The 22,819-nt window shown below is 72.9% G+C and carries 23 protein-coding genes; 13 read left to right on the forward strand and 10 right to left on the reverse strand.

Annotated elements, in window-relative coordinates; translation table 11 throughout:
* Positions 1-52: 52 nt before the first annotated feature.
* Positions 53-916: a helix-turn-helix domain-containing protein gene (locus tag AB0E19_RS08450; protein ID WP_362175308.1), complete on the reverse strand. Its 864-nt coding sequence runs from the start codon at positions 914-916 to the stop codon at positions 53-55.
* Between the two features lie 53 nt (positions 917-969).
* Here AB0E19_RS08450 and AB0E19_RS08455 point away from each other — a divergent pair, with 53 nt between their 5' ends.
* Positions 970-2,460, forward strand: a complete 1,491-nt coding sequence (locus tag AB0E19_RS08455) for an MFS transporter (RefSeq protein WP_362175311.1) — start codon at positions 970-972, stop codon at positions 2,458-2,460.
* Positions 2,461-2,520: 60 nt separating this feature from the next.
* Here AB0E19_RS08455 and AB0E19_RS08460 read toward each other — a convergent pair whose 3' ends face one another.
* The gene (locus AB0E19_RS08460; protein ID WP_362175314.1) at positions 2,521-2,700 is read right to left on the reverse strand and encodes a DUF6243 family protein; all 180 of its coding nucleotides are present in this window, start codon (positions 2,698-2,700) and stop codon (positions 2,521-2,523) included.
* Between the two features lie 244 nt (positions 2,701-2,944).
* Between AB0E19_RS08460 and AB0E19_RS08465 the strand changes: the two genes are divergently transcribed.
* Positions 2,945-3,952, forward strand: coding sequence for an aldo/keto reductase (locus AB0E19_RS08465; RefSeq protein WP_362175317.1), 1,008 nt, complete (start codon positions 2,945-2,947; stop codon positions 3,950-3,952).
* A gap of 16 nt (positions 3,953-3,968) precedes the next feature.
* On the forward strand, positions 3,969-4,562 hold the full coding sequence (locus AB0E19_RS08470; RefSeq protein ID WP_362175320.1) for a TetR family transcriptional regulator: 594 nt from the start codon (positions 3,969-3,971) through the stop codon (positions 4,560-4,562).
* Between the two features lie 73 nt (positions 4,563-4,635).
* Here AB0E19_RS08470 and AB0E19_RS08475 read toward each other — a convergent pair whose 3' ends face one another.
* Positions 4,636-6,018 carry a glycine--tRNA ligase gene (locus AB0E19_RS08475; protein WP_360606259.1) on the reverse strand — a complete coding sequence of 461 codons (1,383 nt, stop codon included), beginning with the start codon at positions 6,016-6,018 and terminating at the stop codon, positions 4,636-4,638.
* 166 nt (positions 6,019-6,184) lie between these two features.
* Here AB0E19_RS08475 and AB0E19_RS08480 point away from each other — a divergent pair, with 166 nt between their 5' ends.
* The 4 genes from AB0E19_RS08480 to AB0E19_RS08495 are packed head-to-tail and all read left to right on the forward strand — an operon-like array spanning position 6,185 to position 9,320.
* Positions 6,185-7,171 (forward strand): metal ABC transporter substrate-binding protein, encoded by a 987-nt coding sequence (locus tag AB0E19_RS08480; RefSeq protein ID WP_362175324.1) that lies wholly within the window; start codon positions 6,185-6,187, stop codon positions 7,169-7,171.
* Positions 7,172-7,183: 12 nt separating this feature from the next.
* The gene (locus AB0E19_RS08485) at positions 7,184-7,951 is read left to right on the forward strand and encodes a metal ABC transporter ATP-binding protein (protein ID WP_362175327.1); all 768 of its coding nucleotides are present in this window, start codon (positions 7,184-7,186) and stop codon (positions 7,949-7,951) included.
* A 2-nt stretch (positions 7,952-7,953) separates the two neighbouring features.
* Positions 7,954-8,850: a metal ABC transporter permease gene (locus AB0E19_RS08490; RefSeq protein WP_362175330.1), complete on the forward strand. Its 897-nt coding sequence runs from the start codon at positions 7,954-7,956 to the stop codon at positions 8,848-8,850.
* A 59-nt stretch (positions 8,851-8,909) separates the two neighbouring features.
* Entirely contained in the window at positions 8,910-9,320 is a 411-nt protein-coding gene (locus AB0E19_RS08495; protein ID WP_360606251.1) for a Fur family transcriptional regulator, read from the forward strand.
* 66 nt (positions 9,321-9,386) lie between these two features.
* On the opposite strand, the gene AB0E19_RS08500 is transcribed toward AB0E19_RS08495, so the two are convergent.
* Genes AB0E19_RS08500 through AB0E19_RS08515 form a run of 4 tightly spaced genes read right to left on the reverse strand, consistent with a single transcriptional unit; the run spans position 9,387 to position 11,821 of the window.
* On the reverse strand, positions 9,387-9,935 hold the full coding sequence (locus AB0E19_RS08500; protein WP_362175334.1) for a YcxB family protein: 549 nt from the start codon (positions 9,933-9,935) through the stop codon (positions 9,387-9,389).
* Positions 9,936-9,971: 36 nt separating this feature from the next.
* Complete coding sequence (locus AB0E19_RS08505) at positions 9,972-10,796, reverse strand: isoprenyl transferase (RefSeq protein ID WP_362175337.1); 825 nt, start codon at positions 10,794-10,796, stop codon at positions 9,972-9,974.
* 13 nt (positions 10,797-10,809) lie between these two features.
* Positions 10,810-11,559 carry a DNA repair protein RecO gene (recO, locus tag AB0E19_RS08510; protein ID WP_362175340.1) on the reverse strand — a complete coding sequence of 250 codons (750 nt, stop codon included), beginning with the start codon at positions 11,557-11,559 and terminating at the stop codon, positions 10,810-10,812.
* Positions 11,560-11,605: 46 nt separating this feature from the next.
* Positions 11,606-11,821, reverse strand: coding sequence for a hypothetical protein (locus AB0E19_RS08515; RefSeq protein ID WP_169084979.1), 216 nt, complete (start codon positions 11,819-11,821; stop codon positions 11,606-11,608).
* A gap of 668 nt (positions 11,822-12,489) precedes the next feature.
* On the opposite strand from AB0E19_RS08515, the gene AB0E19_RS08520 reads away from it, so the two are divergent.
* The 4 genes from AB0E19_RS08520 (at position 12,490) to AB0E19_RS08535 (ending at position 17,017) form a co-directional block, all read left to right on the forward strand.
* On the forward strand, positions 12,490-12,930 hold the full coding sequence (locus tag AB0E19_RS08520) for a hypothetical protein (protein ID WP_362175343.1): 441 nt from the start codon (positions 12,490-12,492) through the stop codon (positions 12,928-12,930).
* A gap of 33 nt (positions 12,931-12,963) precedes the next feature.
* Positions 12,964-13,782, forward strand: a complete 819-nt coding sequence (locus tag AB0E19_RS08525; RefSeq protein ID WP_362175346.1) for a hypothetical protein — start codon at positions 12,964-12,966, stop codon at positions 13,780-13,782.
* A gap of 124 nt (positions 13,783-13,906) precedes the next feature.
* The gene (locus AB0E19_RS08530) at positions 13,907-15,274 is read left to right on the forward strand and encodes an FAD-dependent oxidoreductase (protein WP_362175349.1); all 1,368 of its coding nucleotides are present in this window, start codon (positions 13,907-13,909) and stop codon (positions 15,272-15,274) included.
* A gap of 93 nt (positions 15,275-15,367) precedes the next feature.
* Positions 15,368-17,017, forward strand: coding sequence for a helix-turn-helix transcriptional regulator (locus AB0E19_RS08535; RefSeq protein WP_362175352.1), 1,650 nt, complete (start codon positions 15,368-15,370; stop codon positions 17,015-17,017).
* Positions 17,018-17,074: 57 nt separating this feature from the next.
* Here AB0E19_RS08535 and AB0E19_RS08540 read toward each other — a convergent pair whose 3' ends face one another.
* From AB0E19_RS08540 to leuA, 3 genes are all read right to left on the reverse strand, one after another.
* Positions 17,075-17,767: a TerB family tellurite resistance protein gene (locus tag AB0E19_RS08540; RefSeq protein WP_362175355.1), complete on the reverse strand. Its 693-nt coding sequence runs from the start codon at positions 17,765-17,767 to the stop codon at positions 17,075-17,077.
* A 127-nt stretch (positions 17,768-17,894) separates the two neighbouring features.
* Entirely contained in the window at positions 17,895-19,235 is a 1,341-nt protein-coding gene (locus tag AB0E19_RS08545; RefSeq protein ID WP_362175358.1) for a choice-of-anchor A family protein, read from the reverse strand.
* Between the two features lie 205 nt (positions 19,236-19,440).
* Positions 19,441-21,204: a 2-isopropylmalate synthase gene (gene leuA / locus AB0E19_RS08550; protein ID WP_362175361.1), complete on the reverse strand. Its 1,764-nt coding sequence runs from the start codon at positions 21,202-21,204 to the stop codon at positions 19,441-19,443.
* A gap of 294 nt (positions 21,205-21,498) precedes the next feature.
* On the opposite strand from leuA, the gene AB0E19_RS08555 reads away from it, so the two are divergent.
* Positions 21,499-22,542, forward strand: coding sequence for a M4 family metallopeptidase (locus AB0E19_RS08555; RefSeq protein ID WP_362175363.1), 1,044 nt, complete (start codon positions 21,499-21,501; stop codon positions 22,540-22,542).
* Positions 22,543-22,564: 22 nt separating this feature from the next.
* Positions 22,565-22,813 (forward strand): protealysin inhibitor emfourin, encoded by a 249-nt coding sequence (locus AB0E19_RS08560; protein WP_362175366.1) that lies wholly within the window; start codon positions 22,565-22,567, stop codon positions 22,811-22,813.
* The last annotated feature ends 6 nt before the right edge of the window (positions 22,814-22,819 follow it).

Genomic DNA, 22,819 nt, shown 5'->3' on the forward strand with positions numbered 1-22,819 from the left:
CCGTACCGCCGGGAACGGCCGTCTGCCGTACGTCCCGGCCCCCTCGTACGCCTCAGGCCGCGGCCCGCTCCCCCGCCACCAGCTCCAGGAGCCGGGCGCAGCCGGCCCTGGTCTCCGCGTCGAGCGGCACGTAGGTGACGAGGACGGGTCCGGGGCCGGGCTGGAGCCACAGGTCGGTGTGCTCGAAGCTCAGCGGCCCGACCAGCGGGTTCCGGATGACCTTGGCCATGCTCTCGGAGGAGACCACGTCGTGCCGGGCCCAGACCTCGCGGAACTCGGGCGAGGCCGCTTCGAGCCGCTGGACCAGCCTCTTCCAGGCGGGTTCGACCAGGCACCCGGCCATCCGGGCGCGCAGCTTGCCCGCGAGGCGGACGATCAGGTCCGGGTCGGTGACGGCGGCCCGGAACTCCGGGTCGGTGCAGGCCAGCCAGAGGGTGTTGCGGTCCTCGGGCGGCAGCGCGTCGAGGTCGCGGAAGAGCCGCCCGAAGACGCGGTTGTGGGCGAGGATGTCGAACCGGCTGTTCTGGACGGCGGCGGGCACGGGCTCCAGCTGGTCGAGCATGGCCCGTACGGCGGGCGTGACGGCCGGGCTCGGCAGGCCGGGCCGGGGGTCGGGCTGTCCGGCGAGGGCGAAGAGGTGGGTGCGCTCGGTCGGGTCGAGGAGGAGGGCCCCGGCGAGGGCGTCGAGGACCTGCGGGGAGACCTGGATGTCCCGGGCCTGCTCGATCCAGGTGTACCAGGTGACGCCGACGGCGGAGAGCTGGGCGACCTCCTCGCGGCGCAGGCCGGGGGTGCGGCGCCGGCGGCCCCGGACCAGGCCGACCTGTTCGGGGGTGACGCGCTCGCGCCGGCTGCGCAGGAAGGCGGCGAGTTCCCGCCGCCGGGCCTCGGGCCCGGTCGTCACGACGATGCTCATGGTCCCAGCCTGCCCGGCCGCGGAGTCCGGTGCCAGGCAGTTCCGGTACCAGGATGAGGAGACTCTGGTACCAGGCAGGCGGCGGGCCGAGGGTCGAAGGCGTGACCACGACGACCCGCTTCTCCCGCACCCGTCCCCCCGCCCCCGCCCCTGGTGCCCCGGCGCCGGCCCTCGGCTCCCTGGGCCTGTTCACCGTCCTCCTGGGGGCCGCGCTGCCCCTGGTCGACTTCTTCATCGTCAACGTCGCCCTGCCGTCGATCGGCCGCGACCTCGGCGCGGACGAGTCGCTCCTCGAACTGGTCGTCGCCGGTTACGGCCTGGCGTACGCGGTCCTGCTGGTCCTCGGCGGCCGGCTCGGCGACCTCTTCGGCCGGCGCCGGCTCTTCCTCGCGGGCCTGGCGGCCTTCGGCGTGACGTCCCTGCTCTGCGGGCTCGCCCCGAGCGCCTGGTCGCTGGTCGCGGCCCGGGTGGCACAGGGTGCCACGGCGGCGCTGCTGCTGCCGCAGGTGCTCGCGACCCTTCATTCCTCGACGACAGGCGCCCGCCGGGCGCGGGCCATCGGCCTGTACGGGGCGACCACCGGGCTCGCCTTCGTCACCGGCCAGATCCTGGGCGGCCTGCTGGTCGCCGCGGACGTGGCGGGCCTCGGCTGGCGCGCGGTCTTCCTGGTGAACGTGCCGGCGGTGCTGCTCGTCCTGCCGCTGGCGCTCCGCACGGTCCCGGAGACCCGCGCGGCGGCCCCGGCGCCGCTGGACGTCCGGGGCACGGTCCTGCTGGCCCTGGCCCTGGTCTCGCTGCTCGCCCCGCTGACGGAGGGCAGGGCGGCGGGGTGGCCGCTGTGGACGTGGGGCGCGCTCGCCGCCTTCCCGCTCCTGGCGGCGGCGTTCTGGCGCACCGAGCGGCGCACGGAGCTGGGGGGCGGCACCCCGCTGGTCCCGCCGTCCCTCCTCCGCCTGACGCCGCTGCGCCGGGGCCTCGTCCTCGTGCTGCCCCTCTCGGGCGGCTTCGGCGGCTTCATCCTGGTGATCGCGGTGGCGCTCCAGCAGGGCCTGGAGCTGGGTCCGGTCGCCTCGGGCGCGGCCCTCGCGCCGATGGCGCTCGCCTTCTTCGCCGCCTCGCTGGCGGGCCCTCGCCTGGTGGCCCGGTGGGGCACCCGGGTCGTCCCGGCGGGCGCCCTGCTGCAGGCGGCCGGCCTCGGCATGATGGCCTGGACGGCCTGGTCCTCCTGGCCGGACGCCACCCCGTGGACGCTGGCCCCGGGCATGGCGGTGGCGGGCCTCGGCCAGGGGCTCCAGCTGCCGGTCCTCTTCCGGGTGGTCCTCGCCGAGGTCCCGGCGGACCGGGCGGGCGTGGGCAGCGGGGTGATGGTGACGACCCAGCAGTCGGCGCTCGCGCTGGGCGTGGCGACGCTGGGCTCGCTCTTCCTGACGCTGGCGGCGACGGTTCCCCTGGGCGAGGCCCTGGCGACGACCCTCCTCGTCCAACTGGCGCTGGCCCTGTTCACCGCCCTGTACGCCCTCGGGCTGCCGAGGACGACGGCCTGAGCGGGTACGGCGGAGGGCCCGGGCCGCAGGTGTGCGGCCCGGGCCCTCCGGTGTCGGTGACTACTCGGCGGCGCCGTCCTGGTGGTTGCGCTCGCGCATCTTCTTCAGGAGGTCCTGCTTCTTCTCCTCCGCGGAGCGGCGGTCGGCGGCGCGGCTGCCGCCCGCGCCCTGCTGTTCGGCGCGGGACAGCTTCTTGCGCTGTCCGCCGACGCCGAGGAGGTTGTTGCGGCTCTTGGCCATGGGGTTCTCCCCTTCGGTGAGGTGTGCGGTGGGTCGTCGGTCCGCCGGGGCGGCGCCGCTCTCACTCGTAGATCGGGAGGTGTGCATGCATGCCCGCACGGTAGCGGGGCGGCCGGGTGCGGGGCATCCGGTTTTCCGGGTCCGGAACGCCCTACCGAATGACCGATGACAGATATTGAAATCTGTCATCGGTCATGTCATGGTTGTAGGGCACCCCTCCCCCTCCTCCCCTCAGGAGACCGCCATGCTTCCCACCCGCTCCCTCGGCACCACCGGCCCCGCCGTCTCCGCCCTCGGCCTCGGCTGCATGGGCATGTCCGCGCTGTACGGCGAGGCCGACCGCGCCGAGTCGATCGCGACCCTCCACGCGGCCCTGGAGGCCGGCGTGACCCTCCTCGACACCGGTGACTTCTACGGGATGGGCCACAACGAGCTGCTCATCGCCGAGGCGCTGCGCACCGCCCCCGCCGGCCGTCGCGAGCAGGCCCTGACCAGCGTCAAGTTCGGCGCGCTGCGCACCGTCGAGGGCGGCTTCACCGGCTACGACGGGCGCCCGGCCGCGGTGAAGAACTTCGCCGCGTACTCGCTCCAGCGGCTCGGCACCGACCACATCGACGTCTACCGGATCGCCCGCGTCGACCCCGACGTGCCGATCGAGGAGACCGTCGGCGCCATCGCCGAGCTGGTCGAAGCCGGGCACGTCCGGCACATCGGCCTCTCCGAGGTCGGCGCGGACACCCTGCGCCGGGCCGCCGCCGTCGCCCCGATCACGGACCTCCAGATCGAGTACTCGCTGATCTCCCGGGGCATCGAGGAGAAGATCCTGCCGGCCGCCCGCGAGCTGGGCATCGGCATCACCGCGTACGGGGTCCTCTCCCGCGGCCTGATCAGCGGCCACTTCACCCGCGACCGGGCGCTCGCCCCGGGCGACTTCCGCGGCATGAGCCCCCGCTTCCAGGGCGAGAACCTGGACCGCAACCTCGCCCTCGTGGACCGGCTGCGGGCCGTCGCCGAGGCCAAGGGCGTCTCGGTGGCGCAGACCGCGATCGCCTGGGCCCTGGCGCAGGGCGACGACATCGTGCCGCTGGTCGGCGCCCGCACCCGGACCCGGCTGGCCGAGGCGCTCGGCGCCCTGGACGTCACCCTCGACGCCGCCGACCTCGCCGCGGTCGAGGAGGCCGTCCCGGCGGGCGCCGCCGCGGGCGAGCGCTACCCGGCCGCGCAGATGGCCCACCTGGACAGCGAGCACTGACGGGTACTGTCGGTCCATGGCCGCCACCGAATCCCTCACCGCCGAGCGCATCCTCGAAGCCACCGAGGAGGTGCTGCGCCGCTACGGCCCCGCGAAGGCGACGGTCGTGGACGTGGCCCGGGTGCTCGGCGTGAGCCACGGCAGCGTCTACCGCCACTTCCGCACCAAGGCGGCGCTGCGCGAGGCGGTCACGGAACGGTGGCTGGAGCGGAACGTGGTCGAGCTCCGCCCGTACGCCAAGGGTCCCGGCCCTGCCGACGAGCGGCTGTCCGGCTGGCTGTACCGTCTCTTCGCGCTCAAGCGGCAGAAGGCCGGCGGTGACCCGGAGCTGATGGCGACGTTCCTGGTCCTCCTCGAAGAGAACAGCGCGGTGGTCGACCGGCACGTGGAGCACCTGGTGGAGCAGATCGCCGCCATCGTCGCGGACGGGATCCGACAGGGGATCTTCGCCACTCCGACCCCTGACGTCGCCGCCACCGCCCGGGCCGTCTTCGACGCCACCGACCGCTTCCACGACCCGGTGCACGTCGCCGACTGGTCCACCCCGGGCATCCAGGCCGCCTTCGAGGCCGTCGTCTCCCTGGTCCTGCGAGCGCTGCGCCGGCCTTGAGCCACGTACGTACGGGAAAGCCCCCGGTTCCGTTCTCGGAACCGGGGGCTTTCCCGTACGCGTACGACCGAGGTCAGCAGCCGATGAGGCGGGTGGCCAGGTAGCCCTGGATCTGGTCGAGGGAGACGCGCTCCTGCTTCATCGTGTCGCGCTCGCGCACGGTCACCGCGTTGTCCTCGAGGGTGTCGAAGTCGACGGTGATGCAGTACGGGGTGCCGATCTCGTCCTGACGGCGGTAGCGGCGGCCGATGGCGCCGGCGTCGTCGAAGTCGATGTTCCAGTTCTGCCGCAGGTCCGCCGCGAGGCCCTTGGCCTTCGGGGAGAGCTGCGCGTTGCGGGAGAGCGGCAGGACCGCGGCCTTGACCGGGGCCAGGCGGTGGTCGAGGCGCATGACGACGCGCTTCTCCATGACGCCCTTGGCGTTGGGGGCCTCGTCCTCGGTGTACGCGTCGAGGAGGAAGGCGAGCATGGTGCGGCCGACACCGGCGGCGGGCTCGATGACGTACGGCGTGTAGCGCTCGCCGGACTCCTGGTCCAGGTACGTCAGGTTGGCGCCGGACGCCTTGGAGTGGGCGTTCAGGTCGTAGTCGGTGCGGTTGGCGACGCCCTCCAGCTCGCCCCACTCGCTGCCGCCGAAGGAGAAGCGGTACTCGATGTCGGCGGTGCGCTTCGAGTAGTGGGAGAGCTTCTCCTGCGGGTGCTCGAACCAGCGCATGTTCTCCTCGCGCAGGCCGAGGTTGGTGTACCAGTTCCAGCGCTGCTGCATCCAGTACTCCTGCCACTGCTCGTCCTCGCCCGGCTTGACGAAGAACTCCATCTCCATCTGCTCGAACTCGCGGGTCCGGAAGATGAAGTTGCCCGGAGTGATCTCGTTCCGGAAGGACTTGCCCATCTGCGCGATGCCGAACGGGGGCTTCTTGCGCGCCGTCGTCTGCACCTGGGCGAAGTTGGTGAAGATGCCCTGGGCGGTCTCGGGACGCAGGTAGGCGACGGAGCCGGAGTCCTGGGTCGGGCCGAGGTGGGTCGAGAGCAGGCCCGAGAAGTTCTTCGGCTCGGTGAAGGTGCCCTTGTTGCCGCAGTTGGGGCAGTTGAGGTCGGCGAGGCCGTTCTCGGGGAGGCGGCCGTGCTTCTCCTCGTACGCCTCCTCCAGGTGGTCGGCGCGGAAGCGCTTGTGGCAGGAGGTGCACTCGGTCAGCGGGTCGGTGAAGGTCGCGACGTGACCGGAGGCCTCCCAGACCTCGGTCGCCAGGATGACCGACGAGTCGATGCCGACGACGTCCTCGCGCGAGGTGACCATGTAACGCCACCACTGGCGCTTGATGTTCTCCTTGAGCTCGACGCCCAGGTGTCCGTAGTCCCAGGCGGCGCGCTGACCGCCGTAGATCTCACTGCACGGGAAAACGAAGCCACGGCGCTTGCTGAGGCTGACGATGGTGTCGATCTTGTCGGCGGCCACGGTGCTCTCTTCATTACGACGACGAAGTGCGAATGCCACAGGTTACCGGCGCCCATGGGGCCCGTATCAAATCGGTATGCCGGTGGCTCCGGGGTGGCCGGGACCACACCCCGGAACCACCCCGGGCAATTGACAACCGTTTCCAGTTTTGTTGAAAATGAGTGTCATGAACGTACGCCGTCTGATACCCGCCACCGCCGTCGCCGGAGCCGTCGCCCTCGGTCTCGTCACCCTCACCGCCTGCGGCGGGGACTCCTCGGCCGCCGACAAGGGGACGGACGGCAAGCTGGACGTCGTCGCGTCGTTCTACCCCGTGCAGTACCTCGCCGAGCAGATAGGCGGCGGGCACGTGGCCGTCCAGACCCTGACCGAGCCCGGCGTCGAGCCCCACGACCTGGAGCTCAAGCCCCGGCAGATCGGCGAGCTCGCCGACGCCGACGTCCTCCTCTACCTCAAGGGCGTCCAGCCCGCCGTCGACGAGGCCATCGCCCAGGCCGGCGTGGAGCACACCGTCGACGCCGCCACCCTCACCACCCTCGAAGCCCACGGCACCGGCGAGGGCCACGACCACGAGGGCGAGGAGCACGCCGAGGAGGCGTCCCACGAGGGCCACGACCACGGCTCCGAGGCCGGCACCGACCCCCACGTCTGGCTCGACCCCGTGAAGTACGCCGAGGTCGCCAAGGGCGTCGGCGCCGCCTTCGCGAAGGCCGACCCGGACCACGCGGCCGACTACGAGAAGAACACCGCCGCCCTGGTGAAGAAGCTCGGCGACCTGGACACCGAGTTCGAGACGGGCCTGAAGAACACCGGGACCCGCACCTTCATCACCACCCACTCCGCCTTCGGCTACCTCGCCGAGCGCTACCACCTGGACCAGGAGGGCATCTCCGGCGTCGACCCCGAGTCGGAGCCGAGCCCCGCCCGCATCAAGCAGCTCCAGGACATCGCGAAGGAGGACAAGGTGACCACCGTCTTCTTCGAGACCCTCGCGAGCGACAAGACCGCGAAGACCCTGGCGCGGGACACCGGCCTGAAGACCGACGTCCTCGACCCGCTGGAGGGAATCACGGACCGGTCCAAGGGCGATGACTACATCGAGGTCATGCGGGCGAACCTCGCCGCGCTCAAGACCGCCCTCGGCGCCAAGTAGGAGGTCCCCCCTGTGCGCGACGACGACCCCGTCATCTCCGTCCGCGGCGCCACCGCGGCGCTCGGCGCCCGCCCCGTCCTGCGCGGCGTCGACCTCACCGTGCGCCGCGGCGAGGTCGTCGCCCTGCTCGGCGCCAACGGCTCCGGCAAGTCCACCGCCGTCCGCGCGGTCATCGGCCAGGTGCCGCTGACCGGCGGCTCCATCGAGCTGTTCGGCACCGAGCGCAAGCGGTTCCGCGACTGGGCCCGGGTCGGCTACGTCCCGCAGCGCACCACCGCCGCCGCCGGCGTCCCCGCAACCATCCGCGAGGTCGTCGCCTCGGGCCGGCTCTCCCGCCGCAAGTTCGGCTGGGCGACCAGGGCCGACAAGGCCGCCGTCCAGCGGGCCATCGACCTCGTCGGCCTCGCCGACCGCGCCGGGGACTCCGTCTCCGCGCTCTCCGGCGGCCAGCACCAGCGGGTCCTCATCGCCCGCGCGCTCGCGTCCGAACCCGAACTGCTGATCATGGACGAGCCGATGGCCGGCGTCGACCTCGCCAGCCAGGAGATCCTCGCCGCGACCCTGCGCGAGCAGGTCGCCGGCGGCACCTCGGTCCTCCTCGTCCTCCACGAGCTCGGCCCGCTGGAGCCCCTCATCGACCGCGCGGTCGTCCTCCGCGACGGCTGCGTCGTCCACGACGGCCCGCCGCCCGAGGCCCTCGGGCAGCACGCGCTGCCCGGCCACGACCACGTCCACCCCCACGCGGCCGGAGAGCCGCTCCGCACGGGACTGCTGACCTGACCATGGACTTCCTCGAACCTGCCTTCATGCAGCGGGCGCTCCTCGCGGCCGTCCTCGTCGGCATCACCGCCCCCGCCGTCGGCATCTACCTCGTCCAGCGCCGCCAGGCGCTGATGGGCGACGGCATCGGCCACGTGGCCATGACGGGCGTGGGCCTCGGCTTCCTGCTCAACTCCAGCCCGGTGTGGATGGCGACCCTCGTCGCCGTCGTGGGCTCCGTCGCCATGGAGCTGATCCGGGCGTACGGCAAGACCCGCGGCGACCTCGCGCTCGCCCTGCTCTTCTACGGCGGCATGGCCGGCGGCGTCATGCTGACCAGCCTGTCCAAGACCGGCTCCAACGCCAACCTGACCTCGTACCTCTTCGGATCGCTCTCCACCGTCTCGGAGGAGGACGTCACCGCGATCAGCCTCCTCGCGGCCTTCGTCGTCCTCGTCACCGTCGGCCTGCGCCGCCAGCTCTTCGCCGTCAGCCAGGACGAGGAGTTCGCCCGGGTCACCGGGCTGCCGGTGCGGCTGCTCAACCTGCTGATCGCGGTCACCGCCGCCGTCACCGTCACGGTGGCCATGCGGGTCGTCGGCCTGCTCCTGGTCAGCGCGCTGATGGTGGTCCCGGTCGCGGCCGCCCAGCAGCTGACGAAGTCCTTCAAGGCGACGTTCGTCCTCGCCGTGGCGACGGGCATCACCGTCACCCTGGCCGGCACGGTCACCTCCTACTACCAGGACGTCCCGCCCGGCGCGACGATCGTCCTGTACGCGATCGGCGTCTTCGTCCTCCTCACCCTCCTCGCCGCTCCGCTGGCCCGCCGGCGGGCCCGGACGGCCGCCGCGGCCGCCGTGGAGGGCTGCGACAGCGCGGTCCCGGCGGGACGCAAGCCGGCGGACGACGTCAGGGTCTGACCCGGCACAGGGGGGACTGGCAGAATGGCGGGGGCAACGGATACATCAAGGAGGCCCCCGTGGCGACGGCAGGACCCCCCGTACGCGGCCGCTCGACCAGGCAGCGCGCCGCCGTGTCGGCCGCGCTGAGCGAGGTGGACGAGTTCCGCAGCGCCCAGGAGCTGCACGACATGCTCAAGCACCGCGGCGACTCCGTCGGGCTGACCACCGTCTACCGCACCCTCCAGTCGCTGGCGGACGCGGGCGAGGTGGACGCGCTGCGCACCAGCGACGGCGAGACGGTCTACCGCCGCTGCTCGTCCGACGACCATCACCACCACCTCGTCTGCCGCTCCTGCGGCAAGGCCGTCGAGGTCGAGGGCCCGATGGTGGAGCAGTGGGCCGAGACGGTCGCGGCGGAGCACGGCTTCGTGAACGTGGCGCACACCGTCGAGATCTTCGGCACCTGCGCGGAGTGCGCGGCGAAGTGAGCTGAGACCTGACACGCGCGAGGGCCCGCACCGGACGTCCACCGGTACGGGCCCTCGCGCGTGCCGTCAGACGCGGGTGCTGTGCCGGTCGAGCAGGGCGCGGAGCCGGTCGGTGTCGGCGGGGTCGGCGAGGCCGTGCTTGGGCAGGTAGGCGAAGCCGGAGCCGGTCCTCCGCGGCGTGAGCAGGACGAAGAGCCGGTCGGTCTCCGCGTACCGGGGAAGCATCGCCCAGCGGATGACCTGCTCGGTGTCCCGGGCGGTCCACCGGCCGCCCTCGGCGTCGACGGCGGCCCGGGCCTCGCCCTGCGCGCGGACGGAGAGGAAGATCGCCCGCGCGACGGCCCGGCCCATCAGGTGGACCACGGCGACGGCGGCCGCGCCGAGCCCCGCCATCTCGGCCACCGTCCCCGGGTCCGGCTCGCCCGGGAGCAGCAGTTCCAGGGCGGCGATCAGGAAGGCGAGGACCGCGGCGCCGTACGCGAGCAGGCGCAGCGCCCGCCACCAGCGGGCGGCGTTCAGGGTGACGCGTACCGCCTCGCGCACGTCGGCGAGGACGGGGAGGTAGGTGAGCTCGATCCGGTCGTGGAGCGCGGAGTCGTCCGTTGTCCCGTTCACGCGCCGGATCGTAGCGTCACCCCGTACGGCGGACGCTCAGGCCTTGTCGAGGACGGCGAGGTCGGCCGGGTCGACGCCGCCGAAGCGGCGGTCGCGCTGGGCGTACTCGACGCAGGCGCGCCACAGGTCACGGCGGTCGAAGTCGGGCCACAGCACGTCCTGGAAGACCATCTCGGCGTACGCGCTCTGCCAGATCAGGTAGTTGGAGGTGCGCTGCTCGCCGCTGGGGCGCAGGAAGAGGTCGACGTCCGGCATGTCCGGGTAGTACAGGTACTTCTGGATCGTCTTCTCGGTGATCTTCGCCGGGTCGAGGCGGCCGGCCTTCACGTCCTCGGCGAGCGCCTGGGCCGCGTCCGTGAGCTCGGCGCGCCCGCCGTAGTTCATGCAGAAGTAGAGCGTGAGCCTGGTGTTGTCCTTGGTCTGCTCCTGGGCGACCTGGAGCTCCTTGGCGACGGACTTCCACAGCTTGGGCATGCGGCCCACCCAGCGGACCCTGATGCCGAGCTCGTCGAGCTGGTCGCGGGTCTTGCGGATGAAGTCGCGGTTGAAGTTCATCAGGAAGCGCACCTCCTCGGGGGAGCGCTTCCAGTTCTCGGTGGAGAAGGCGTACAGCGAGATCGCGCCGACGCCCATCTCGATCGCGCCCTGGAGCACGTCGAGCACCTGCTCGGCGCCGACCTTGTGCCCCTCGGTGCGGGGCAGTCCGCGCTCCTTGGCCCAGCGGCCGTTGCCGTCCATGACGATCGCGACGTGCTGCGGCACGAGCTCGGCCTGGAGCTTCGGCGGGCGGGCGCCGGACGGGTGCGGCTCGGGGGTCCTGTACTCCCGACGCTGGCGCCCGAGGAGTCGTGCGATGGCCATGACGTGGTCTCTCCTAGCTTTTCTCTACGTACCGCAGGGAGCGCAGGCCGCGCTCCAGGTGCCAGTGCAGATAGGCGGACACGAGTCCGCTGCCCTCCCTGACGTGACGCGGCTCGCACGCGTCCGCCGTCGTCCAGTCGCCGGTGAGCAGGGCGCTGAGCAGGCCGATGGCCTCCGCCGAGGGTACGACGCTTCCGGGCACCCGGCAGTCGCCGCATATGACGCCGCCCGCGGCGACCGAGAAGAAGCGGTTGGGACCGTCGAGTCCGCATTTCGCGCAGTTCGAGAAGCTGGGCGCGTAGCCGTTGACGGCGAGGGAGCGGAGGAGGAAGGCGTCGAGGATGAGGTGGGGGGCGTGCTCGCCGCGGGCGAGGGTCCGCAGTCCGCCGACGAGCAGGAGGTACTGCTGGACGGCCGGCTCGCCCTCGTGGTCGGTGAAGCGCTCCGCGGTCTCCAGCATGGCGGTGCCGGCGGTGTAGCGGGCGTAGTCGGTGACGATGCCGCCGCCGTACGCGGCGATGGTCTCGCTCTGGGTGCAGAGCGGCAGGCCGCGGCCGACCAGCTCGCTGCCCCGGGCGAAGAACTGCACGTCGACGTGGGAGAAGGGTTCGAGCCGTGCCCCGAACTTCGACTTGGTCCGCCGCACCCCGCGCGCAACGGCCCGCACCCGCCCGTGGCCGCGCGTGAGGATCGTGATGATGCGATCCGCCTCGCCCAGCTTCTGGGTGCGCAGCACGACGCCGTCGTCACGGAACAGACTCATGGGCCCCATTGTCCCGTACGCGGGTGGCGGCGCGGGCCGCCCGTCTTCAGGGGACCTCGCCGCGGCTGCGGGCGTTGGCGTGGGCGGTGGCGGCGCTGAGGCGCTCCGCGGAGGTGGCCTCGCGGACCTCCTCGGGGGCCACGTCCCACTCGCGGCCGCCGCCGAGCGGGCGGATCTGGACGTACGGGCCCTCGTGGCCCATCACTCTCGCGACCCGTCCGGTGCGGATCTCCACGACGTACGCACCGATCTGCAGTGCCATGACCGGCCCTCCTCCCCGGCGGCCCCGGGCCGGCGGGGTGCGCCGGGCCGGGCCACCGTGCGGTGTCCCTTGCGAACGAGCGAACGAGCGGCCGAGGGGACGGCGGAGCGGCGGAGCCGGCTGCGGCGGGGTCCGGGCGGAGGGGATTCCCTCCGGGCCGTTCCCGCGCAATTCCGGCTCCGCGCGCCGCGCTCGCTCCGACTTCCCCCGTGGTCGTTCTCTTCTGCTGTGTTCCTTCACCAACGTATGCCTTTCTGAATCCATTTCCCGCTTCCCCACTCCCGGGTGACCCGTGCTCCGTAGAATCGTCGGACGCACCAAGGGAGTTCGGGACGTTCCCGCACGCCACCGGGGGCGGGATGTTCGAGCGGATGATTCGATTCGCGGCCGTCGGGTCGGTCGTGGAATCGCTGAAGTCCCGTAAATCCGGAGGATTGTCGAACTGTCGTCCCGGGGCGTCTGGAATTGTTCCCGGAGCCTTCGGTTTTCGCTCCGGCGCACGCCGGGGGCGCGCGAAGGGAGCGCGCGGGGTGGCCCTGTCGGGGCGGCTTCCGGGGGCCGGACGTGGTGCGGGGCGGGCCGGTGCCCCTACGATCGGCGCGGGAGCGTCGCCCTGTCGCCCGGAGGCGCCCCGGGACCGAACCGACGGCGGCGGAGGAAAGCGGACGATGACGGCCACCCCTTCCCTGGTCCTGCACGGTGGCGAATCGGTTCTCCACTTCGCGGGCGGGCCGGTCACCCTGCACCGGCCGGACAAGGAGCACCACATACCGCTGGCGGCGATCTCCTTCGTCCACGCCGAGGGCCGCTCGCTCGCGATCGTCCTGACGGCCTCGGGCGCGAACGAGCCGACGATCTACCGCGTCACGGGGGTCGACGAGGCCGCCGCGCTCGCCTTCGGGGAGGCCGTGACGGCCGCGCTCCCCGCGGACCCGGCACCCGACGGCGCCGCGCTCGTCACCACCCGCACGCCCGCCCCGCCGGAGCCCGCCGGAGCCCCCGGCGTCCACGGCGCGCCCTGGAAGCCGGTCGCCGTCACCGTCCTCCTGCTCGCCCTGGCGGTGTTCGCGGTGTTCTCGGTGATCGCGGTGGTCGCGACGAGGGGCTGACCAGGGCCCGTTCCCGGCTCTACGATCATGCTCATGCCGATACCCATCGCCTCCCTCCCGGTGCTCGTGGGCCGGGACAGGACCGCCCTGTCCGCCGAGGACGGCGGCCTGGTCCTCGACCTCCCGACGGAACAGATCACCTTCACCGCCGACGGGCTCGGCCGGATCCGCGCCGAGGGGCGGACGGTCCTGATCGAGCTGCGGGCGAAGGCCGGGGCGACCCCGCGGGTCCACCGGATCGACGACGTCGACCCGGACGGGGCGGTCCTCTTCGCCGACACGATCAACGAGCTGCTCGCCAACCGGACGGACCGCGACGACGTCGACGGCACCCGCTTCGCCGTGATCCGCTCGCTGGCCCCGACCTGGCGGGACAGGTTCCGCCGCCGGCTCCTGTGGGGCGTCCTCGGCCACCTGCTCGCACTGATCGCGCTCGCGGTGGTCGCCGGGTCGCTGGGCCACTGGGACGTCGTCATCATCGAGATCCCGGTGGGCGGCATCGGCTGGCTGGCCTTCGGCTTCGGCGCGTACGGGGTCGGGCGCAGCCGGCGCGAGCGGTGGCTGGAGCGGCACGGAGTCGCGGCGACCGCCACCCGGGCCACGACGCGGGGCGCGTACATCTACCCCGACGGTTCCGGCGACTACCGGGGCTTCCTCCACGGCCCGGCCGGGGCGGCCCTCCCCGTGTACTACCCGCCGGAGGACCCGGCGGACGTGCTCGTGCCGTCGGCGCCGTTCACCCGGCTCGTGAACACGGTCGCCGGCGGCTTCCTGCTCCTCTGCGGGATCGCGTGCACGGTCGCGCTCGCGCTGCTGACCGTGATCTCGTTCAGCTCCCCAGAGGGACTTTGAGAAGTCATAAGTCTGCCTTATGGGGGCATAGACCAGGGTCGGGTACCACTTCCCGCCGGGGGTTAATTAGGGTGGCCTAAGTGTCGGCGGCTCCGCCGCACGCCGTATGCGAAGGGAACCAGTCATGCCCCGCCCCCTCCGGGTCGCGATCGTCGGCGCCGGCCCCGCCGGCATCTACGCCGCCGACGCGCTGCTGAAGTCCGACACCGCCACCGAGCCGGGCGTGTCCATCGACATCTTCGAGCGGATGCCGGCCCCCTTCGGCCTCATCCGCTACGGCGTCGCCCCCGACCACCCGCGGATCAAGGGCATCATCACCGCCCTCCACCAGGTCCTCGACAAGCCGCAGGTCCGCCTCTTCGGCAACGTGAACTACGGCACCGACGTCCACCTCGACGACCTGCGCTCCTTCTACGACGCGGTGGTCTTCTCCACCGGCGCCATGTTCGACCGCGAGCTGAGGATCCCCGGCGTCGAGCTGGACGGCTCCTTCGGCGCCGCCGACTTCGCCTCCTGGTACGACGGCCACCCGGACGTCCCGCGCACCTGGGACCTGTCCGCCGAGAAGGTCGCCGTCCTCGGCGTCGGCAACGTCGCCCTCGACGTCGCCCGCATCCTCGCCAAGACCGCCGAGGAGCTGCTGCCGACCGAGATCCCGGCCAACGTCCACGAGGGCCTGGCCGCCAACAAGGCCGTCGAGGTCCACGTCTTCGGCCGCCGCGGCCCGGCGCAGGCGAAGTTCAGCCCCATGGAGCTGCGCGAGCTCGACCACTCGCCGAACATCGAGGTCATCGTCAACCCCGAGGACATCGACTACGACGAGGGCTCGATCGCCGAGCGGCGCAAGAACAAGCAGACCGACATGGTCGCCAAGACCCTGGAGAACTGGGCGATCCGCGACATCGGCGACCGCCCGCACAAGCTCTTCCTGCACTTCTTCGAGTCCCCCGTCGAGATCCTCGGCGAGAACGGCGAGGTCGTCGGCCTGCGCACCGAGCGCACCGAGCTCGACGGCACCGGCAACGTGAAGGGCACCGGCGTCACCACCGACTGGGACGTCCGGTCCGTCTACCGCGCCGTCGGCTACCTCTCCGACGAGCTGCCCAAGCTGCCCTGGGACACCGTCAGCGGAACCGTCCCGGACCAGGGCGGCCGCGTGATGGAGGGCGAGGACCACATGGCCTCCACCTACGTCACCGGCTGGATCCGCCGCGGCCCGGTCGGCCTCATCGGCCACACCAAGGGCGACGCCAACGAGACCGTCGCGAACCTCCTGGAGGACTTCGCCGCCGGCCGGCTCCTCACCCCGGCCAGCCCGGAGACCGACGCGGTCGTCGCCTTCCTTGAGGGCAAGGGCGTCACCTACACCACGTGGGAGGGCTGGTACGCCCTCGACGCCGCCGAGAAGGCGCTGGGCGAGCCGCAGGGCCGCGAGCGCGTGAAGATCGTCGAGCGCGAGGACATGCTCCGCGCGAGCGGCGCGATCGACTGACCCGCCACGGCACCGCGAGGGGAGGGGGCACCCACCGGGTGCCCCCTCCCCTCGTCCGGTCCTAGGCTGGAGGGACCGGAAGGGGTGAGGCACGTGTCCGCACCCGTGATCGACCGGGCCGGGCGGGCCCGGGACGCCGTGGCCCGCGAGGCCTGGGCCGAGGCGTACGCGCTGCTGCACGCCTGCGACCGGCATCCGGACCGGGCGCTGACCGCCGAGGACCTCGCCGCGCTCTCCGACGCCGCCTGGTGGTCCGGGCACCTCGACGAGTCCGTCGCCGCCCGGCTGCGGGCGCACTCCGCCCACGTCGCCGCCGGCGACCACCGGGGCGCCGGAATGGACGCCTGGTGGCTCCACCACGAGTACGCCGGCCTGGGCAGGCCCGCCGTCGCCGCGGGCTGGCTGCACCGCGCCCGCCACCACCTGGACGGCCTGCCGCCCTGCCCCGAGCAGTCCTTCCTCGCCTGGACCGACGCCGAGGAGGCCACCGCCCGCGGCGACGGGACCGCCGCGCTCGCCGCGACCGCCCGTCTGACCCGGCTCGCCGAACGCTCCGGCAGCCCCGACCTCCTCGCCCTCGGCCGCCAGGCCGCCTCCGCCGCCCTGCTCGCCCAGGGCCGCCGCGCCGAGGGGCTCGCGCTCCTCGACGAGGCCATGCGCGCGGCCGGGGCCGGCGAGCTGAGCGGCCTCTTCACCGGCCGGCTGTACCACCTGGCCCTGACCCGCTGCATGGAGACCGCCGACTTCGGCCGGGCCGTGGAGTGGACCCGTACCGCGATGGAGTGGTGCGCCGGCACCGACGACGGCGGGAACCCCTTCCGCGGGGTCTGCCGGGCCCACCGGGTCGAGGTCCTCGACCTGCTCGGCGACTGGACGGCGGCCGAGGAGGAGGCCCGGCGGGCCTGCCGGGAGGTGCCGGTGGACTGCCTGGAGTCGGCGGCCGCGGCCTACCGCGCCGTCGGCGACGTGCAGCGCCGCCAGGGCCGGCTCGACGAGGCCGCGCGCTCCTACTCCCACGCCCACGAGCTGGGCCTGCTGCCCCAGCCGGGGCTCGCCCTGCTGCGGCTCGCCCAGGGCCGCGCCGACGCGGCGGCCGCCGGACTGCGGCTCGCGCTCGCCTGCCAGGACACCCACCGCGGCCCGCTGGCCCGGGCCCGGCTCCTCGCCGCCGCCACCGAGGTCTCCCTCGCCGCCGGAGCCGCCCGGGACGCGGCCGGCGCGGCGGCCGGGCTCGACGCCCTCGCCGGTGACGTGCCGCTGCTGCGCGCCCTCGCGGACACGGCGACCGGCGCGGTGGCCCTGGCGGAGGACCCCGTGGCGGCGCTGCCGGTGCTGCGGCGGGCCCTCGACGGCTGGCTGCGGCTGCGGGTGCCGTACGAGGCGGCGCGGACCCGGATGCTGGTCGCGGCGGCCGACCGGGCGGCCGGGGACGAGGAGGCCGCCCGGCTCGAACTCGCCGTCGCCCGGGAAGGCTTCGAGCGGCTCGGGGCCGCACCCGACGCCCGCCGGGCCGCCGCACTGCTCGCGGCGGCCGCCCGGCGCAGGCTGCCGGGCGGACTGACCGCCCGGGAGGCCGAGGTGCTGCGCCTTGTCGCGGGCGGCGCCACGGACAAGGGCGTCGCCCGCGCCCTGGTGATCAGCGAGCACGCGGTCGCCCGGCACCTCGACGCCGTCCTCGCCAAGCTGGGCGTCCCGTCCCGCTCCGCCGCGACCACCTACGCCTACGCGCACGGCCTGGCCTGAACGGCCCCTCCGGTGGCGCGGCCGGAACCCCGTGCCGTGGGCCCGCGAGATCAGGAGTCAGGAGACCGTGCGCGCGGTGGCGAGCAGCCGCAGGACGTCCTCGGGCGGCAGGCCGAGCGCCGTGCCGACGGTGCCCAGGACCTCCTGCTCGGCCGGGCTGTAGCCGCCGTCGGCCAGCGCGATCCCGGCCGCCTGGAGCAGCAGCGTCTCCCGGCCGGCCGGCTCCAGGTGGGAGGTGAGCGGGGCGACGGCCTCGTGGATCTCGATGGCGAGGAGGGCGCCCTCGGGGTTGATCTCGGGCATGAAGCGCCCGGTGTCCGCCTCCAGGGCCTCGACCAGGTCGACGAGCTGGACGGCCGTGCAGTCGGCGTATCCGGCGGAGCGGACGGCGTGCACGGCCCGGTCGAGGACCTCGCGGGAGCCGGTGCCGCCGGCCGCGAGGACGGCGAGGGCGACGGTGTGGACGGCGTCCCGCAGCATGGCGGAGAACCGGCCGGTGGTGGGCCGTTCCAGGACCTCGGTGCCGAAGCGGGTCTGGCAGGCGGCGCACTCCACCACCGGCCCGGTACAGCCCCGGGGCACCAGCGGGACGCCGAGGACGGCGAACCGGCGGCGGCCGGTGCGGCGCCGGTAGTTGCGGTCGCCGCCGCACTCCTCGCAGAAGAACTCGCCGTCGCCGATGGTGTTCCAGGAGGTGCGGATCCCGCAGACGGTCAGCTTCCCACCACGTGTTTTCCTGGCAGAACGCACGCGCACCTCCTCAACGGCCCGGCTGCACTGCCGGTGCGTTGGCGTGATGTTAGCCACATCCTTGATGTGACGTCAGCACCTCGTCCGTACTTCGCACCGGAGATGGCCGAGACATGACGCCCGGGTTTCAGGCCCGGCGGCGCCGCTTCGCGAAGGCCAGGAAGCCTCCGCCGAGCAGCAGGGCGCCGACGGCCGCGCCGATGACGCCGGGCCCGATGGCCGAACCGGTCGTCGCGAGATCACCCTCCGGGGTGGTCGCGGAGGGGGCGGGGGCCGCCCCGGTCTCCTCGTTCTCCTCGGTCTCCCCGGTCTCCTCGGGCGCTGCCGGGGGCGCGGTGCTCTCGGCGGGGGCGCCGGAGGGAGTGGCCGACGGCTGCCCCGAGGGGGTGGCGGAAGGACTGCCGGTGCCCTCGGGGGCGGGCGCGGTGGTGGACGGCGTCGCGCTGGGCGCGGGGGTGTCGGTCGGCGCGGGGGGCTCCGGGGTGACGACCGGTCCGGGGGTGGTCACCCGGGGCAGGCAGCCGGTGAAGTTCATCTGGTGGGTCTCGGAGCCGGGGGCGGTGTCCAGGGACTCGGCGACGACGGATCCGTTGATGTGGCCGCTGGTCATGGTGACGGCGGCGCGGGGCGCGAGGATCGCGCCGGGCCAGGCGGAGGAGTTCTTCGTGACGGTCTCGGCCTGCGGGAAGTTCCACAGGAGCTTGGAGCGGATGCTCTTGTGGCCGTCGGTGTGCCGGTCGTAGTCGTCCTGGACGTAGGCGCCGCCCTCCGAGATCCAGACGCCGGAGGTGGGCTTGGCGCTCATGTCGTACGAGGCGCCGATGACGTTCACGAGGGTGGAGGAGCCCACCGGGACCTTGAGGTAGATCTCGCCGGCCTTCTCCAGGTCGGCGGCGCTCAGGGCGAAGACGTTCAGCTCCGCGTCGGTGCCGGTGAGGTAGAGGCTCCGGCCGTCCCGGCCGCCGGCCGTCTCGCCGTTGGGCCGCTCGCCCGCCCAGCCGGCCGAGAGGGTCCGCAGCTTCGCGAACTCCGCCCCGAAGCCGACCGGGGACGGGCCCTCGGCCACGGGGCCGTCGACGCCGAAGCCGCCGTCCCCGGCGGAGGCGTCCACGATCTTGCCGGCCGTGCCCGAACCCTTCACCAGGACCACGCCGTTGGCCTTGAGGGTGCCGCCGACGACGAGGCTGTGCCCGCCGGGCAGCCGGGCGAGGTCGGCGTCGGTGAGGCGGGAGCCGACCGAGAAGCCGGACCGGTTCGCGGTGCCGAAGACCGCGTCGCCGCCGACGGCAACCGCGCCCTCGGAGTCCGCGTGCCGCACCGAGTCCTTCTCCACGAACTCCGCGTACAGCCCGGCGGTGCCGAGCGGGGTCACGACGCATTCCGTGCCGGCGGCGGAAGCGGTGGGGGCCCAGGCGAGGGCGGCTCCGGTCACCGCGAGGACGGTGGCCACGGCAGCGGACGTACGCATGCGGAACTCCAGGTCAGGGAGTACGGGGGTGGGATGGTCCGTACCATCCGTCAGACCGTGATGTGCCGTCAACTGCCCGCATATGGCACCGATTCCGGCATGTCCGCATGATCTTCCTTAAGTGAACCTGAAACCGTGACGCACCTCACATACGACGGCGCCCCGCCCCTCGGCCGGAGGGACGGGGCGCCGTGTGCGCGCGAGGTCAGCGGGCGGAGCGGTTGACCGCCGAGATGACCGCCTTCAGGGACGCGCGGGTGGTGTTGGCGTCGATGCCGATGCCCCACAGGACGCGCCCGTCGATGGCGCACTCGATGTACGAGGCGGCCTGCGCGGAGGCGCCCTCGCTCATGGTGTGCTCCTGGTAGTCCAGCAGGCGGGCGTCCACGCCGACCGACTGCAGGGCGTCGAAGAAGGCGGAGATCGGACCGTTGCCGGAACCGGTCAGGACGGTGTCGACGCCGTCGACGACCGCCTCGACGCGCAGCGTGTCGGTGCCGTCCGTGTCCGAGGTGGACTGGCCGGAGCGCAGCTGGATGCGGCCCCAGGCGTTCTCCGGGTTGGGCAGGTACTCGTCCTGGAAGACGGACCAGATCGCCGCCGGGGTGACCTCGCCGCCCTCGGCGTCGGTCTTGGCCTGGATGATCCGGGAGAACTCGATCTGCATCCGGCGGGGCAGGTCCAGCTTGTGGTCGTTCTTCAGGACGTAGGCGATGCCGCCCTTGCCGGACTGCGAGTTGACCCGGATGACGGCCTCGTAGGAGCGGCCGACGTCCTTCGGGTCGATGGGCAGGTAGGGGACGGCCCACTCGATGTCGTCGACGGTCTTGCCCTGGGCGGCCGCGTCGGCCTCCATGGCGTCGAAGCCCTTCTTGATGGCGTCCTGGTGGGAGCCGGAGAAGGCGGTGTAGACCAGGTCGCCCGCGTAGGGGTGGCGCGGGTGGACCTCCATCTGGTTGCAGTACTCGCTGGTGCGGCGGATCTCGTCGATCTGCGAGAAGTCGATCTGCGGGTCGACGCCCTGGCTGAAGAGGTTCATGCCCAGGGTGACCAGGTCGACGTTGCCGGTCCGCTCGCCCTGGCCGAACAGGCAGCCCTCGATGCGGTCGGCGCCGGCCATGATGGCCAGCTCGGCGGCGGCGACGGCGGTGCCGCGGTCGTTGTGCGGGTGCACGGACAGGCAGACGTGCTCGCGGCGGGTCAGGTTGCGGGACATCCACTCGAAGCGGTCCGCGTGCGTGGAGGGCGTCGAACGCTCCACGGTGGCGGGCAGGTTGAGGATGATCTCGCGGCCGGGGCCGGGCTGCCACACGTCGCAGACGGCCTCGCAGACCTCCAGGGCGAAGTCCAGCTCGGTGTCGGTGAAGATCTCCGGGCTGTACTGGTAGCCGAAGGTGGTCTCCGGGCCCAGCAGCTTCTCGGCGTACTCCATCACCAGGCGGGTGCCGTCGACGGCGATCTGCTTGATGTCGTCCTTGGAGCCGCGGAAGACGACCCGGCGGAAGGTCGGCGCGGTGGCGTTGTACAGGTGGACGGTGGCGCGGTTGGCGCCGACCAGGGACTCCACGGTCCGCTCGATCAGGTCCTCGCGGGCCTGGGTCAGGACGGAGATGGTGACGTCGTCCGGGATCGCGCCCTCTTCGATGATGGAGCGCACGAAGGCGAAGTCGGTCTCGCCGGAGGACGGGAAGCCGACCTCGATCTCCTTGTAGCCCAGGCGTACCAGCAGGTCGAACATCTCGCGCTTGCGGGCCGGGGACATCGGGTCGATCAGGGCCTGGTTGCCGTCGCGCAGATCGGTCGACAGCCAGCGGGGCGCCCGGGTGATGCGCCGCTCGGGCCAGGTGCGGTCGGGGATCTCGACGGCCTCGTACCGGCCGTACTTGTGGATCGGCATCCCGGACGGCTTCTGCGTGTGCGTCGCGTTGGTGATCGGCGTCGGACGGCTGACGAACGGAGACTGAGACATTGCGTAGGGCTCCTCGGGTCCTTCACGGGGGACGGCCGACTGTCGAACGCAACACCGAAACCCGCGGGGAGGGGGTCGGCCTACGACTACAGGCCCTCGCCGCGGCAGCTAAGGAGAAGCAGCCCGAAACGCATGATGTGCGTCACCATAGCCCAGGCCCGGGGAAGGCGGACGTCCTGTTTCAGTATGCGGGACGGCGGTGTCGTCAAGCCCGAAAGGTGACCCATCACTCCATTTCGCCAATCCCTGTCACAACTCGTGACAGTCACGTCGCGCAGTGCCACATTGCCGGGTATGACCTCCCCCTTCTGCACGATCGTCCCGCCCCACCTCCTGGAGCACCTCGCGGCGTCTACGAACCCCGCCGTCGCCGAAGCCGCCCGCCGCACCCTGATCGCCGACGCCTCGGCCCGTACCGCCCGGGTCCTGCCCCGCACGGCCGTGGCCCCCGCCGGCGCGCCCGCGGAACCCGCGGCCCCGCGCCGGACCGTGTACGACGCCCAGCGCCGCACCGGGCTGCCCGGGGTGAAGGTCCGCGACGAGGGCGAGGAGGCGACGGCCGACGCCACCGTCAACCGCGCCTACGCGGGCCTCGGCGCCACCTTCGCGCTCTTCCGGGACGCCTTCGGGCGCGACTCCATGGACGGCGCCGGGCTGCCGCTGCTCGCGACCGTCCACTACGACGAGAAGTACGGCAACGCCTTCTGGAACGGCGAGCAGATGGTGTTCGGCGACGGCGACGACGAGATCTTCCTCGACTTCACCCTCCCGGTGGACGTCATCGGCCACGAGCTGGCGCACGGCTTCACCCAGTACACGGCGAACCTGGAGTACTTCAGCCAGTCCGGCGCGCTCAACGAGTCCGTCTCCGACGTCTTCGGCTCGCTGGTGAAGCAGCACGCGCTCGGCCAGACCGCCGAGCAGGCCGACTGGCTGATCGGCGAGGGCCTCTTCCACCCGGACGTGGAGGGGAAGGCGCTGCGCTCCATGAAGGCGCCGGGGACCGCGTACGACGACGACGTCCTCGGCAAGGACCCGCAGCCCGCCCACATGGACGACTACGTCCGCACCGGCCAGGACAACGGCGGGGTGCACATCAACTCCGGCATCCCCAACCACGCGTTCTACCTGGTGGCGACCGAGCTCGGCGGCCACGCCTGGGACCGGGCCGGGCGGATCTGGTACGACGTGATGACCGGCGGCACCCTCACCCCCGAGACCCGCTTCGCGGAGTTCGCGGCGGCCACGGTGGCGGCGGCGAAGGCGCGGTACGGCGACGCGGCGGAGATCCAGGCCGTGACGAAGGCGTGGGCGGCCGTGGGCGTACCCACCGACTGAGCCGGGCTGGTAGACAGGGCCCATGCGGATTCGAGTGCGGCGCACCGGTGGTTTCGCGGGCATCGAGCGGTCGGCGGAGGTGGAGGTCTCGGGCCCCGAGTGGGAGTCCCTGGCCTCCGCCGTCCTCGCGGCGCCGGAAGCCGCCCGGGGCGTCCCGGACGGCTTCTCGTACGAGATCACGGTCGACGGCCGGACGGTGAGGTGCGCCGACCCGCACCTCACGAACGCCCAGCGGACCCTCGTGACGAGGGTCCTCAAGGAAGGCGCGTGATCCAGG

It is taken from the genome of Streptomyces sp. NPDC047974, assembly GCF_040653375.1.
GTDB lineage: Bacteria > Actinomycetota > Actinomycetes > Streptomycetales > Streptomycetaceae > Streptomyces.